Source organism: Vibrio sp. MACH09 (genome assembly GCF_033238805.1).
In the GTDB taxonomy this organism is placed as follows: domain Bacteria; phylum Pseudomonadota; class Gammaproteobacteria; order Enterobacterales; family Vibrionaceae; genus Vibrio.
Window position 1 is genome coordinate 2129392 of sequence record NZ_BSFZ01000001.1, and the last position, 15685, is coordinate 2145076.

Here is a 15685-nt window from a genome sequence, read left to right on the forward strand (position 1 = left end):
TTATTCCGACCAATACCGACCATTCTCAAACTCTTTGACAATCTCACTATATCGACCATTAAGTCGAATGATTCTGAGACCTCGATTAAATTTCTCTAGTAATACTTGGTTCTCCTCTACTTTATGTGAAAACAGCAAATACAGATGACGTTTACTAATACTCTGTTCCACGTAGGCCACTTCACTCATGTCCTTGTTTGATAAGTTTTCAGCCATATAGTACAAACCGACTTCTTTCATCACCACAACGGCATCAATGTTGCGAAAAAACAGACGTTGCATTTGTACATCATCTTCTCCAGAACGGATAATTTTAATAATGCCTTTATCTCTAAGAGGCTCTAAATTAGGGTAAGGAGAATAGTCTGTACCGCCAATTCTTTTGCCTTGTAAATCACTGTCGCTGTTCCATACCACCGGGTTACTCTTTAGATAAAACATAACTTCATTAGCTTCATAAACCATATCGCTATAGCGAAGATCTTTTTCTCTCTTCTCAGCGTAGTACCAAGCTGCAGTAGCGTGCCAGCGACGGTTGCTCTCCCCCACGCCATTCACTGCATAACGATAAGAGCGTTTCCATGGGAAATAGCCATACTCAACTTCGATTTCTACCGCAGCAAAAGCCTCAGTGATAATGTGCGAGACAATTCCTCCCTCTTTTAACTGTTTCCCCATATAGGGTGCCCACTCACCATTGGTAATGAAGATTTTCTGCGCAGAAAACGCGTATATCGAAGGGGTAACAAGGCTAATAACTATCATCAATCTTAAAAAGTAGCTGAACATTTCATTCCTTAATCCGCATTACTACTGATAACAAACTAAACGGTAATCAATGTGACTGGAGCAAGTTAAGTTGTTCAATCAAGCATTAACGATTTAAGTATCGTTGATTTTTGCTGTTTTGGCACCGCAATTGATAGATTTAACAGTATGAAAAGGGGGAATAAAAAGAAACCGTAACTTAACTTATTGTTAAATATACGGTTTCTAAAATATAACGACGAAATAAATAGTTAGTTCGAGATCAGTCAGTTAACCGGGATGGCCGTCTGCTCTTGGTTTCATCAACATAACCGCGAAATAATAGATAAATACGGTAAAGGCAAATCCCCATAAGATGGCAGAAATATTAATAATCAACATCATGTAAACGGGCGAAAAACCAACCCCTAAACTTCTTAACAGCGCCGCTAAAAACATCGCCAAAAATGCTGGCCAGATCCTAGGTCCTTTATAAATAGCACGCCCGGTATGTCCCATGGTAACACGAGAGATCATCGCTAAAATCAATCCACCCAAAGCACCAATGGCAAATAAATGAATCATAGAATGTTGTGCAAATCCTGTCGTTACCCCGCTACCAATAAGTCCTAAAGGAATACAAAAATAAGATAAATGTAACGACCAAACGAGTGGTTCACTCAATGTTCTCCATGGCTTCCAACGGGCAAATCGAACCAATTGAAACAACGCACCTATTAGCATAATAGCAGGGCCAATTTGAGAAGAGAGTAGAGGGAAAAAACTTAATACAAAAAGCAGTACTAAAGGCAGATTAGCGGCCCACTCTAACCAAAGTAAAGGCTGAGCTTTTTCAAAGTTAAATCGCTTGGCTGTAAAGAATGGAATAACGCGACCACCCATTATCGACAATAGCAACATAAACCACCATATCATCGCTTGCCAAACCGCTAGCGACGTAAAGGGTGGCATACCTTTAATGGTGGCGTAACTGGCAAAATTTGCGACCAGAGCCAATACAAATAGAGGAACAAAAAATAGATTTTTCCAGCCCTTCGATTTCACAACTCTAAAGCCAACTTCGTAGGCCAACGCTGCCAAGAAAAGAGCTTCAATTGTTGAGATTAACCATAATGGTGTCTCTGTCCAAAAGAGCACTCTAGGCAACATCCATAATAGTACGATGAAACCCAGCCGATAACTCTTGGTGCCAGTAATGCCAGTCCATGTTTGCACCGCGGTAAGCACAAATCCGGCAACAATCGCCATGGCAAAACCAAACAACATTTCATGAACATGCCACCAAACGGCAGGAACACGCAGTGCTTCAGGCTGGCCATTTTGAAAAGCAAGTACCCAGATAGTGATACTCAAAATCGAGTAGAGTGTGCCAAATAAAAAGAATGGTCTAAAGCCTAGACGCAACAGTGGAGTGATTTTTTCTTCTTTACTTTTATCGGTGATGTTTAACACTTATAGAACCTTATAAACTGCAATACTACTCATAGTATTGCAGTTTATGTGCCAATGAGAATAACTCTTACTGAGTATTTCTATTGTCTTATAAAACAATAATTTATAATATTCCTTCATAAACCAAATTTCAGCACACTATCAATTTGACATAAATAAGTGTCAAATTAACATAGACTGTAAATGTCATTATGACATCATTGTTAGCGAAACTATCAATGATGTCATGCTGTTAACTCTGACAAAAATCACTTCACTCCTAATCGTTTGGCTAACCGGTGGAGATTTCCTGAATCTATCCCCAACTCTCTCGCCGTTGCAGACCAATTGTGACGATTTTTGCTATAGCATTGCTCGATAATTTGACGCTGAAAGGTATCTGTTGCGCTCTTAAGCGTCTGTTCTGACAGCTCGTGACTCATCTCTCTTGCTTCTTCTGTCTTCAGCAAATCTTCTCTGCTCTCTTTAAAGCTAAAATGATAAGGCTGCAAAACAAGGTGAGCATCGCTAGTTTCAGATTTGGCAATAACAGCGGCTCGATTGATCATATGCTCAAGCTCTCTTACGTTACCGGGCCAATGGTAATCATTTAATTTTATTAGTAACTCTTTAGACAAACTGATACTACGAACCTCTAGTTTCAATTTGCATTTTTCAGCAAAGTGCCCGGCAAGTAAGGTGATATCCTGCTGTCTGTCTCGTAGTGCTGGAACTAATATAGGGAACACGGTTAGGCGATGATAAAGGTCTGCTCTAAAACGCCCCTGTTTTACATCGTCATGCAGTATTCTATTTGTTGCGGCGATGATTCGTACATCGACTTTAACGCTGCTATCATCGCCCACTCTCTGGATATCGCCATACTGCAATGCTCGCAGTAGTTTAGCTTGCAACCCTATGGATAACTCACCAATTTCATCAAGAAACAGAGTCCCACCATCCGCTAGTTCAAACTTGCCTTTACGATGACTAATTGCTCCGGTAAACGCCCCTTTTACATGACCAAATAGTTCACTCTCCGCAACGGACTCTGGCAGAGCGGCACAGTTTAAGTAAACGATATCCCGCTCTCTTCTAGCAGAGTTAGCGTGCACCAAGCCTGCCACCAGCTCTTTACCGACCCCTGTTTCCCCCGATATCAAAACGGTTAGATCCGTATTTGAAACGACATTAATATTGCCATTTAACTCGTTCATCGCCGATGAATGCCCAATCATCTCAACCGAGTTACTGTCCCTAAATGTAATATTGCTATCTGACGACGGTAGGTAGGTAAGTTGACGCTCCAGTTGCTCCATTAATAGAGATGTGTTCAAACTCGTTGCCGCTAATGCCGCGATAATTCGAAGATCGCCATCAGAAAAACCATCAAATTGCTTAGCGCTGAAACCGTCGATGGTTAATGCCCCGATAAGACGCTCATCCACCATTAAGGGCAGCCCAACACATGAGTGAACATTCAGATTGCCATCCATATTTGCGATTAACCCATCATATGGATCGGGTAATTCACTATCCGAGGGAAAACGGACAATATCACCCGCTCTGGCGATCGCCTCTAACCTAGGGTGGTCTTGAATATTAAAGCGTCGTCCCAGCACTTCATCATACAAGCCACTGATTGCTAATGGAGTAAACTGCTGATTATTAAACGATAGCAGAGCTGAAGCATCACAACTCAACACTTGCCTTATCGACAAAAGCAACCGATCAAATCTATCTTTACTTGAGAGATTGGAGGTTAAATCAAGAACAATTTTACCCCACTCTTCACTTATGTTTTGCATTGATTCATCACCAAATAAGCTGAGCTGGTTAATTCTATTAATTCGATGTCTATAAGACACACAACTATGTCTATATGACACAGGTCAATATGACATCAATTTTAATAAAGTCAATATAAACATAATGTTATCTATTGGCATAAAAACTGCTATTACACTAATGTCGGCAATAGTGAATCGAGGAACAGTACAATGAATGCCAATTTATCTGCCATATTGAAAGCGGGAATTTTTATGCTTGTCATGTATTATGCGGCTGCTTATCTGGCCATACTACCAGAGCTACTTTATATGTTTGGTTTGGAACTGGGATTATTTTGAGCCGTCAATAGGTACTTACTGTATTACGTCCATGGGATTTAGCGTGATACAGAGCGATATCAGATCGCTCTAATAGATCAATAATGGAGATGTTATCCGCCAACGCATCTACTGAAGCAATACCAATACTACATGTTACTTCTCCAGCTTTAATTGATTGAGCTGGTGACAACTCACTAAAACGTTGTCTTATCCTTTCTGCAATTTTAGCCGCATCTTTAATATTGGTATCCGGTAGAACCACGACAAATTCTTCTCCACCATAACGCGCAAATAGATCCGGAGTTCTCAATAGTTCTAGCGAGGTATTAACAAAACTACGTATCACTTTGTCACCACGTAAATGGCCATAAGTATCATTAATTAACTTGAAGTGATCTAAGTCGATTGATAACACCGATATCGGAAGCCGTTCTCGCTTAGCTCTCGCAAATACATTCTCGACAATAGTAAAAAAAGCTCGTCGATTATAAGCACCTGTCAATGCATCTCTGTCTGCAGCTTGTTTCAACTCTTTTTGCAACAGCTCTACCACCATTCCTAAGCTCACCATCACAATAAGAAAAGAGACGAAGAAGTACCCTACGATGGTAATTGCCGTAACACTTCCTGCTGTGAGTAAAGATTGACCTCCAAATCCGGCAAGATAGAAAAGTGCTCGCAACATATGAATGATAATTAACAGTGAATAGGAGAAGACCATTAAATTAACAAGGGGTTTATCCTTCTCTCTAATCGCAGGTAGATAAACAATAATAGAGAGGGCGGCGTAAAGAGAAACCAAAATAGAGATGATAATGACACGCAATAAATAACCTTGTTCAACTTGTGTCAAAGCAGCAAACACAACCAAGGTAACCAGTAATAATGCGATAAAGATTAAATGAGTGTTGGTATAGCTTAGCTGCATAAATCGCACATGCCCTAACCAAATAACATAGAGCGCAATGAGAAATATCCCGTTACTCAACAAAACAGATAACATTAACGGCATAGACTCTCTAAATGCAAATAACAGAAATGCCATAACCAACAAGGAGCGACCAATAGACCATTCAAGCAAGCCGTTTATCTGCTTATTTTTATACCAAATCAACCCCATAACCATCACGCAGGCTAATTGCGTTAGGCCAAACATAGTAAATGCGGTGGGGATATGAACCATAGAGAACCTTCCGTTACTGAACAACGATAGGCGAAACTATTCTTTGTTTGCCTTACTTTAGCTTAGCAAACTTATGCTATATATCTATCTCTGCACATTATCGCGAATGTGCAAAGGAACACTCTCCTTTGCACATCACGTCCGTAGTTATCTATTTGGATTCCAGTTCCATATGAGGTGCAACGCTGCCTTGGCTCCGTGTCGCGAGCTCCTCATATAACTGCCATTTCCGTTCCGCAACATGTTGTGCCTGCTGTAGAATCTCTTCTGCTGCTTCAGGATCGTTTCTTTGCAGTATCTGATAGCGACTTTCATTCATCCTATACTCTTGCAACGAAATAGTGGGTCGTAAGGTATCTAGAGAAAACGGATTAACTTGAACATCTCTTAGTGCTGGATTGTACCTAAACAGTGGCCAGTGACCCGATCTCACCGCTAAATCCTGCTGTTTCAAACCATCTTCCATTTTTATACCGTGCGCAATACAGTGACTATAAGCAATGATAATTGAAGGTCCTCGATACGCTTCTGCTTCACGCATTGCCAGCAAGGTTTGCTGTGGGTCCCCACCCATGGCTACCCGAGCGACATAAACGTTGTTATAAGCAATGGCCTGCATCGCAATGTCTTTTTTGGTGGCTTGTTTGCCAGCCGTAGCGAACTTGGCAACAGCCCCTAACGGAGTGGACTTAGACATCTGCCCACCTGTGTTTGAGTAGACCTCTGTATCCATCACCAATACATTGACATCTGCACCACTAGCAAGCACGTGATCAAGTCCCCCTGATCCAATGTCATACGCCCAACCATCACCACCCACTATCCAGATAGAACGACGAATAAGCTGATCAGCAACCGATATCAAGTTCTTACTCGATTCACTATCAATCTTAGTTAGCTGCTCTTTCAGCCTATCAACCCGTTGAATCTGTGATTGAATATCCGATTCCGTTAACTGGCTAGCGTTAAGCAACTGGTCCACCAATAGTGGGTCTAACTCAGCGCGATTTTCAATGAGTAACTGTTCAGCCAGTTCATGCTGTTTGACCGCCGCTAAACGGAAACCTAAGCCAAATTCGGCATTATCTTCAAAAAGCGAATTAGACCACGCAGGGCCTCTACCCTCTTCGTTCACCGACCAAGGCGTCGTCGGCAAGTTACCACCATAAATGGAGGAGCATCCTGTGGCATTGGCTATCATTAATCGGTCACCAAACAACTGCGACATCAATTTTAAATATGGGGTCTCTCCACAACCTGCACATGCCCCAGAGAACTCAAAAAGAGGCTGGAGGAATTGAACCCCTCTGACATGGGAAAAATCGACTTTTGCTCTTTCGTTGTATTTGATTGAATCAAAGAAAGTCAGGTTTTCCACCTCTTGTTCCATATAGGGTTCTTTTAGTTCCATATTAATGGCTTTATGAGAAGAGTCTTGCTCACTAAACGCAGGGCAAACATCAACACATAGCCCGCACCCGGTACAATCTTCTGCATACACCTGCAACGTATATCGGGTATCGGGAAAGCCTCGTGCGGTAATACCTGATGACTTATAGCCTTCCGGTGCCTCTTCAAGCAGTGACTTATCGTAAAACTTGGCTCGAATCGCCGCATGCGGACATACAATGCTGCAATTACCGCATTGAATACAGATGTCTGATTGCCAGATTGGGATTTTCTGCGCTATGTTCCTTTTTTCCCATTGAGTGGTACCTGAAGGATAGGTTCCATCTGCGGGTAACATTGAGACAGGAATCAGGTCCCCTTTTCCTGCCATCATTTGCGCCGTCACCTGCTTAACAAACTCAGGCGCTCTTTCAGAGACTCGTGGTGTTTCATTTACCTCCGCTGTAACACTATCAGCAATAGCAACTTCATTTAAATTTGCTAAGGTTTGGTCTACCGCGAGGTAGTTTTTCTCCACCAGCTCAGGGCCTTTACTTGCGTACGTTTTTTTAATCGCCGCCTTAATTTTATCAATGGCAACCTCTTTATCCATCACCCCAGACAGAGCGAAAAAGCAAGTTTGCATGATGGTATTAATGCGATTCCCCATTCCCGTTTCTCGGGCAACTTTATAAGCGTCAATGACATACAGTGTCATCTGTTTCTCAATCAGTTGTTGCTGCATTTTAGCGGGCAGAGATGCCCATAAATGTTCTGGTGCAACGGACGAGTTAAGCAAAAACGTAGAGTGCAAAGCCGCTTTAGCTAACATATCGGTTGTTTCGACAAAGGTCGCTTGGTGGCAGGCAATAAAATTAGCGGATTGAATAAGATAAGGGCTGTTGATTTCATGATGACCAAAGCGTAAATGGGACTCGGTTTGCGAGCCGGACTTCTTAGAGTCATAAACAAAATAGGCTTGAGCAAAATAATTAGGATCTTCACCAATTATTTTTATGGTATTTTTATTGGCACCAACAGTCCCATCAGCGCCTAATCCATAAAACATGGCTCGAACCACTTCATTTGGCTCAATATCAAAGTCATCGTCCACATCTAGATGAGAGTGCATCACATCATCGATGATACCGACGGTAAAATGATTCTTATGCTGCGCCAATAACATATTGTCATATACCGCTTTAACCATCGCTGGGGTAAACTCTTTACTCGACAAACCATAACGACCCGCAAGCACTTTTCGCATTGCACCAAATCGTTCAGGCTGTTCCATAAGAGCGGTAATGACATCTTGATATAATGGATCTGCCGTCGCGCTCGGTTCTTTGGTTCTGTCTAATACGGTAATGGTTTTTACCGATTGAGGGATTTCGTTTAACACATGTTCCGTTGATAAAGGTCGATATAACCGAATCTGGATTAAGCCGACTTTCTCCCCCTGTGCTTCTAAATAGTTCACTGTCTCTTTGATGGTCTCTACACCCGAACCCATAGCAACAATAATATGCTCAGCGTCATCACAACCAACATATTCAATAAGCTTATATTTTCGGCCAGTAAGCTCAGCGAATTGGTCCATACAGTGCTGAACAATACCGGGGGTGGCTGCGTAATAAGGATTGACCGTTTCGCGCCCTTGGAAGTAAACATCAGGGTTTTGGGCCGTACCACGAATAAAGGGTGCATCCGGACTTAAACCACGTTCTCGATGTTGACGAACCAGAGAATCGGAGATCATTGCTCGAATATCGCTATCTGAAATCAGCTCAATTTTATTCACTTCATGGGATGTTCTGAAACCATCAAAAAAGTGAATAAAAGGAATGCGGGCCGACAAAGTGGCTGTGTGAGCAATTAACGCCATATCATGCGCTTCTTGAACTGACGACGCCGCCAATAACGCAAAACCGGTTCCTCTCGCCGCCATAATATCTTGGTGATCACCAAATATAGATAAACCCTGAGCCGCTAATGAGCGAGCAGCAACATGGAATACCGTTGGGGTTAGCTCACCCGCAATCTTGTACATATTAGGCAGCATTAACATCAACCCTTGAGAGGCTGTAAACGTTGTGGTTAATGCACCACTTTGTAAAGCGCCATGTACGGTTCCGGCCGCACCTCCTTCACTCTGCATCTCCGCTATTAACGGAATATTGCCCCAAATATTGGTCTTATTCTCAGCGGCCCATTGGTCTGCAAATTCCGCCATGGTTGAGGAAGGGGTAATAGGATAGATAGCGCAAACTTCGCTGACTCGAAAGGCGATATGTGCCGCAGCTTCATTGCCATCACAGGTGTACATTTGATGTTGAAATTGATTACTCATAACGCCTCCTATTTCACTTCCGCTTCAACCATCTCGATGGCATGACATGGACACTGGGCATAACATGCCTCACAACCCGTACACTTGTTGTAATCCACAGAATAACCTTGGTCTTTACCATTGAAGGTAATCGCACCATGAGGGCACGCCCCCAGACAACCATTGCATTCAAAACAATTACCACATGAATAGCAGCGTTGAGACTCATACAAAGCTTCTTCTTGGCTCAAACCGCCTACCACTTCGTCAAATGACGCGGTTCGAATCTGTGGAGGCATAGCAGGTTGCTCCCGCTGTTCCGCATCCGTTTTGTACCATAAGTGCAATTTGTCATATTTAATTAAGGGGGTTTTCGCGATTTTGGTAAATGGACGATGTTTCAAAAATCCGTTTATATGAGCCGCGGCTTTCTTACCGTGCCCCACCGCGATGGTCACGGTTCGGTCACTAGGCACCATGTCGCCACCGGCAAACAGCCCCGGATATCCTGTCATCATTTGATCATTAACAATAACGGTGCCATCGGATTTGTACTCCACACCTGGGATATTTTGGGTAATTATCGTGTCAATGTTTTGCCCTAATGCCAAAATTAGAAAATCAGCTTCTAGAGTCTCAAACTCCCCTGACTGTTGCGGTCGCCCGCTCTCATCCAGCACCGTCTTTTCTAAAGTAAACGTCGTCCCATCCACTTGATTTATGGTGCGTAACCATAAGAATTCCACCCCCTCTTCCATTGCCTCAACACATTCAAAATCATGGGCGGGCATACTGGCTCTGTCTCGACGGTACACAACCGTCACTTCAGACCCCATTCGTTTCGCGGTACGTGCTGCATCCATGGCCGAATTTCCTCCGCCATAGACCACAACTCGTTTACCAAGCTCGGGGGCTTCCTCTGTTTCTATTTGCCGCAAGTAAGTCACCGCATCGATGGCGTTACTTGGATCGTCATGGGGAATATCCAGTCCTCGACCAATGTGCGCACCAATAGCAAGAAATACCGCATCAAACTGCCCTTTTACCTTCTCAGCTAAAATATCTTGCACCATGCTGTTGAGCACAATATTGATGCCCATTTGCTGAATTCGGTCGACCTCTTGGTTCAATATCTCTCTAGGTAGTCGATACGCAGGAATACCAAAGTGCATCATACCGCCGGCCATAGGGCCGGCTTCTCTAATTTCAACATCATGACCGTAACGTTTAAGGTGATACGCCGTCGCTAACCCGCTAGGCCCGGCACCAACCACCAGAATTCTTTTTCCTGTGGATTTAGCTTCATAACGAATCGGCCATTTTTTCTCTATCGCCAAATCACCCAAAAACCGCTCTACAGCATGAATACTCACTGGCTGATCAACATTGATTCGGTTGCAAGCAGATTCACAAGGGTGATAACACACACGACCATGAATAGCGGGCATTGGATTATTCAGCACCAGCTCTTGAAAGGCTTCTTCATAACGCTCCTCTTGTGCGAGGGATAACCATCTTTGAATATTGCTGCCTGTTGGACAGGCATGGTTGCATGGAGGAAGTGTATTGGCATAGATGGGGAATTTTGTACGTACCGGACCGGATCCTTTTTTAACCGTTAAATCAGGTGGTAAGGTCATATCCTTTAACGAGTTGCTCATGAGTGTTTACCTTCTACTTGGTAAGAACGGAGCATCGTCTATTATTCTGTTATCAACGTAAGCGCCATTCTAGTTGCACCAGCTATTCTCATTTACCTCAACTCGGATATTTAGCCATTGAATAGGTTAAAACATATTATTTATTAAATAGTTAAGTCATCCAACATTAAGGTTAATCGCTGTTCCAGACTTTAAAATATAATCGCATTGTTATGAAAATGTTGAGCTACAGGTCAGAAAGTAAGCGATAAGTGAATCAAGATCGAAGAAGTGTGAAGTAGAGGTAAAGCAATGATTTTAATGAGAATATTTCTCATTAAAATTTCTATCGGCGCTATTTAAGCAAAAAAAAGAGCTTTCAATTAATTGAAAGCTCTCACATTTATAAACAAATTAGCTCATCTACTCTTTCGATGACGACTCAGGCTGCGCCTCTGTCTCTGCGGCAACTGGAGCCGGAGTTTCAGCTGTTGCATCTGACGTTATCTCAGTAAACTCATAGGTAGAACGATTTGAAGATTCGTAATAAGTACGGCTGACCACTTCAGCCAGAATACCTGTGGTGATGAACTGCATTGCCATTACAATAAGTAATACACTGACAATCAGCATTGGACGACCACCAATGGCCTCTCCAAGTATGAATTTCTCAAACGCGAGTACCAACATCATTAGCGATCCAAGCGCACCACAACCTAGTCCAATTGGACCAAAGAAGTGAGATGGTCGGGTACGGAAACGCATAAAGAAGATAACTGAAATCAGGTCAAGAATCACTCGGTATACACGTGAAATGGTGTATTTAGACTCACCGAACTGTCTTGCATGGTGATTAACTTCTACTTCTTCAATACGATCAACGGGTACATGAATGGCAACCCAAGCAGGAATAAATCGATGCATCTCTCCGTAGAGTTTTACGTTACGAATCACACTGCCACGATAAACTTTTAAGCTACAACCGTAGTCATTTAGCTTAACACCTGTGGTTTTACCGATTAACCAGTTAGCCACTTTAGAAGGGACCTTACGAATCAACATATTGTCTTTTCGATCTTTACGCCAACCGACTAATAGGTCTAAATCTCTGTCAATTAAACGCTGCACCATATGCGGGATATCAGCAGGATCATTTTGCAAATCACCATCTAGCGTTACGATATAATCGCCATCAGATTGCTCTATCCCTGCTTGCATAGCAGCAGTCTGACCAAAATTACGCTGTAAAGCGATGATTCGAACATGATCACCGTATTGCTGTTGCGCTTCCATTGCGACATGCAATGTTCTATCACTACTGCCGTCATTCACTAACAGCAGTTCCCACTCAAATGGAGCGCTCTTTAAAGAGCTATCAATTGCGTCAACTAACGGCTTAACACTTTCTTCTTCATTGTAGATAGGGACAACGACACTAACTTTATATTTTTCATTAGTTTCGGAAACTTTGTTATCCGACATAATAGCTACTCTCACCATCATTTTATGCTATTCTATTTAAGTTTTTCACTATAACTCAATTCGGAAGTCAAGCATAGTTATGAAACACCGTTCGGCCCTTATTTCTGTGTTGACATTCCTTTCAGTAATTGTCGCAGTTCAAGCTATCTGGGGGTGGGATACTCTACTTTCATTCTGGAGCACCATTCCAACTAACGCCATTATCTTTTTTACTCTGTTATATTGGTTTAGTTATCTGGTTCGAAGCTATCGAATTTCCATTTATTTCAACAGCCCACGCATTCAATTACCCACCAAGGTTGTATTACCTATTGTTATTAAACAAACCTTCTGGGCTAACCTGCTGCCAGCAAAAGCTGGGGAGATCTCTTTTCCCATATTAATGAAAAAAGCATTTGCGACGCCTTATTCTCACTCTGTTCCTGCATTATTAGTTTTGCGTCTTTTTGATGCTTATGTTTTGGCTTCGATTGCAGTGGCTATTTTTTCTTTTCCTATGGCTGGAGTATGGGTACTGGCGTGGTTACTGGTCTCATTTTTCATACCTTTAGTGGGTATTTCACTTCGCAGACAGCTTATAGGCCTCACTTATAAACATAGAGCAAGAAACAAAGTGAAATTTATCTGGCAGATATTGACCAATATTCCTGATAGCAAAAAGAAATTACTCAGCATGACCGCCCTTTCATGGTTAAACTGGGGCATCAAAATCTTCCTGTTTGCGGCTTTGTTGGCGAGCATGACACCTCTACTAATCGAACAAACAACAATTGCAGCGCTGTTTGGCGAAGTTTCTGGTATGCTGCCGGGATTACCCGGTGGGTTCGGCAGTTATGAAGCGGCCGTCTCATTTGGTTTGATGTCCAGCGGCGCTGATTTAAGTGCTGTTAGCTCTAAAGAAATAGTAGCCGCCGCTTTAAATTCTCACTTTTTTATTTTATTTAATTCTATATTTGGCGCTATGATCGTCTTTATGCTGCCAAAAAAATCAACGATTGAAACGAGTTTATGACAAATAATTCTACGTCTAAGAACACCAGCACAGGTTCAATGCTAACAACGCTATTGGTCGTTCTTGCGCTAATTTCCCTATTTCGCGGCTACGCACTTTCCATTAGTTCACTGGATCTCTACGTTGATGAAATTCAGTATTGGTGGTGGTCGCTAGAGTTAGATTGGGGCTATTATTCAAAACCACCTATGGTCGCGGTTCTTATCTATTTTGTTACCAGCTTATTTGGCCATTCCGTCTTTACTATCAAGTTAGGCGCGATATTGGTGTACCCTGTTACCGCTTTTATCATCTATCTGTTGGGACGCAAATTAGTTTCTGAACGGGTTGGTTTTTGGGCAGCCGTATTGTTTATCACCCTTCCCGGCGTAGCGCTTTCATCCACGATTACCTCTACCGATGTTCTCTTGTTTCTTTTTTGGAGCAGCGCCATGCTGTTTTTCTTGCGCAGCATCGAAACCAATACATGGTTTAACTGGATTATGTGCGCAGTAGTATGCGGCCTAGGTCTGCTTACCAAGTACAATATGGCGATATTCTCTCTATCAGCGTTAGGTTACATGCTCTTTTTCGGTCACAGCCAACAGTTAAAAAACCCACGTTTATGGGTTATGGCAGGGCTTTCATTACTGATATTAGCACCAAATTTCTATTGGAATTACCTAAACGACTTTCCTACTTTTGCTCACACGGCTGACTATGTAGATAAACAAGGGCTCTATCCGAATAAAATGTTTAATTTTATATTGGAGCAGGCAGGTATCCTTGGGCCAGTCGGATTTATCGTTATGTGGTGGTGGTTAATCAAAGGCGAAAAACCGAGAAACCTATTAATTAATTTTAGCATGCCGATGCTGATTATAATCTCTCTAGTCGCGCTGCAAGGTAAGTATAATGCCAACTGGGCAGCGCCAACGTATGTCGCTGTAATTATAGGTATTGCTCATTTTCTGCAGCACCGTAAAGGCTGGTTAATCGCTATGCTAGCCAGCAATCTTGCACTTGGTATGGTTGTGCAACTTGGTGATCCTATTATTCAAGCTGCGGGTATTGAGTTACCAGAAGGCAAAGACCCTTTTAAACGTGTTAGAGGCTGGCAAGAGTGGGGAGAAGAAGTCAAAGTTTTCACCGACAAGTACCCGCAAGATCAATTAATTGTTGATGGCAGAACCGCCATAACAGAAGCGGCCTTTTATACTTTTGACCGCCCTAATGATCGGCTTGTCGCATGGTGGCCACGTACTGTAGTGAAAAGTCACTTTGAACTGACAAGGCCATACTTAGGCTCTGACAAAGAAGCTCTATTTCTTACCGATATGGGTAAGTCCAATGTTGACAAATATTTTACGGACGTTGAGTTACTATCGGCAGTAAATCGTAGAGTGTCAGAAAACAAAACCAGTGATTATGATATTTATCGAGTAAAAGGGTTCAAAGGTTACAATAAATAGAAAATTGCGGCATCATGCCTCAGTTCATTTGTGTTCAAGTAACGTCGTCGGTACTTGAACATATCTCTATATAGAGCAGGCGAACGATCTCTTTAGGTCTGCTTTTTTTACATACAATGCTGTGAATTATTATGAGTCAAATATTACAATCAAAGTGGCAACCCATTATTATCGCGACAATTATCATTGCAATAATTACCATTGCAACGCGATTATTCAACCTTGATATTGCTATCACCAGTTTCTTTTATCACTCACAAGATGGCTTCACTTTAAAAAATGATTCTCTAGTCAGGTTTTTTTATCGTTCTATCAATATCTCAGTGACCGTTAGCATTCTCTTTTTCATTGGCTTTGCCATTGCGGCACTGTTTAAGAAGTCCATCAGAAAACATAATCGCTTGGTACTCGCGCTTTTTATCTCTATTTTGTTGGGCCCAGGACTGATCGTTAATTCTGTCTTTAAAGAGAACTTTGGTCGACCTCGCCCATCTCAAACCGTAGAGTTTGGCGGTCAATATCAACCCAAAGCCGTATTAGAAGCCAACTGGGGCAATGAGGGTAAATCATTTGCATCGGGTCATGCCGCAGTGCCTCTATCGTTTTTACTTCTTGCATTTGCCGCCTACCGCCGAGGCAAGCTAAAGCTAGCAAAACAGTTAGCAATAGGCATTGTTAGCTGGTATCTGTTTGTCAGCTACGCCCGAGTTGCGGCTGGCGGACATCACTTTACAGATGTTGCTTGGGCAGGATATTTCTCCTTTGTCTGCGCATGGCTAAGTTATATTTTTATAGAAAGTCGCGGCAAAAACCAATAACCCAATAATCCAATGGAAACGTGACAGACAAAAAAGGAGTTGCACATGCAACTCCTTTTTTTTACTAAATG

10 protein-coding genes are annotated in these 15685 nt (G+C 42.4%); 3 read left to right on the forward strand and 7 right to left on the reverse strand.

Features of this window, described 5'->3' with window-relative positions; translation table 11 throughout:
- The 7 genes from CHJ_RS09455 to CHJ_RS09485 form a co-directional block, all read right to left on the reverse strand.
- Positions 1-789: a substrate-binding periplasmic protein gene (locus CHJ_RS09455; RefSeq protein ID WP_317917538.1), complete on the reverse strand. Its 789-nt coding sequence runs from the start codon at positions 787-789 to the stop codon at positions 1-3.
- A gap of 249 nt (positions 790-1038) precedes the next feature.
- A complete protein-coding gene (locus CHJ_RS09460; protein WP_317917539.1) occupies positions 1039-2220 on the reverse strand; it encodes an NnrS family protein in 1182 nt (393 codons plus the stop codon).
- A 248-nt stretch (positions 2221-2468) separates the two neighbouring features.
- Positions 2469-4007, reverse strand: coding sequence for a nitric oxide reductase transcriptional regulator NorR (gene norR, locus CHJ_RS09465; RefSeq protein ID WP_171753254.1), 1539 nt, complete (start codon positions 4005-4007; stop codon positions 2469-2471).
- A gap of 325 nt (positions 4008-4332) precedes the next feature.
- A complete protein-coding gene (locus tag CHJ_RS09470; protein ID WP_317917540.1) occupies positions 4333-5493 on the reverse strand; it encodes a GGDEF domain-containing protein in 1161 nt (386 codons plus the stop codon).
- Positions 5494-5644: 151 nt separating this feature from the next.
- On the reverse strand, positions 5645-9232 hold the full coding sequence (gene nifJ, locus CHJ_RS09475) for a pyruvate:ferredoxin (flavodoxin) oxidoreductase (protein WP_317917541.1): 3588 nt from the start codon (positions 9230-9232) through the stop codon (positions 5645-5647).
- Positions 9233-9240: 8 nt separating this feature from the next.
- Positions 9241-10872, reverse strand: a complete 1632-nt coding sequence (locus tag CHJ_RS09480) for an NAD(P)-binding protein (RefSeq protein WP_171753252.1) — start codon at positions 10870-10872, stop codon at positions 9241-9243.
- Positions 10873-11274: 402 nt separating this feature from the next.
- Entirely contained in the window at positions 11275-12333 is a 1059-nt protein-coding gene (locus CHJ_RS09485; RefSeq protein ID WP_317917542.1) for a glycosyltransferase family 2 protein, read from the reverse strand.
- A 79-nt stretch (positions 12334-12412) separates the two neighbouring features.
- On the opposite strand from CHJ_RS09485, the gene CHJ_RS09490 reads away from it, so the two are divergent.
- From CHJ_RS09490 to CHJ_RS09500, 3 genes are all read left to right on the forward strand, one after another.
- Positions 12413-13345: a lysylphosphatidylglycerol synthase transmembrane domain-containing protein gene (locus tag CHJ_RS09490; RefSeq protein ID WP_317917543.1), complete on the forward strand. Its 933-nt coding sequence runs from the start codon at positions 12413-12415 to the stop codon at positions 13343-13345.
- Positions 13342-14796 (forward strand): ArnT family glycosyltransferase, encoded by a 1455-nt coding sequence (locus CHJ_RS09495; RefSeq protein WP_317917544.1) that lies wholly within the window; start codon positions 13342-13344, stop codon positions 14794-14796. Before CHJ_RS09490 ends, CHJ_RS09495 begins: the two co-directional genes overlap by 4 nt.
- Before the next feature lie 131 nt (positions 14797-14927).
- Positions 14928-15614 (forward strand): phosphatase PAP2 family protein, encoded by a 687-nt coding sequence (locus CHJ_RS09500; RefSeq protein WP_171753248.1) that lies wholly within the window; start codon positions 14928-14930, stop codon positions 15612-15614.
- Positions 15615-15685 lie beyond the last annotated feature (71 nt).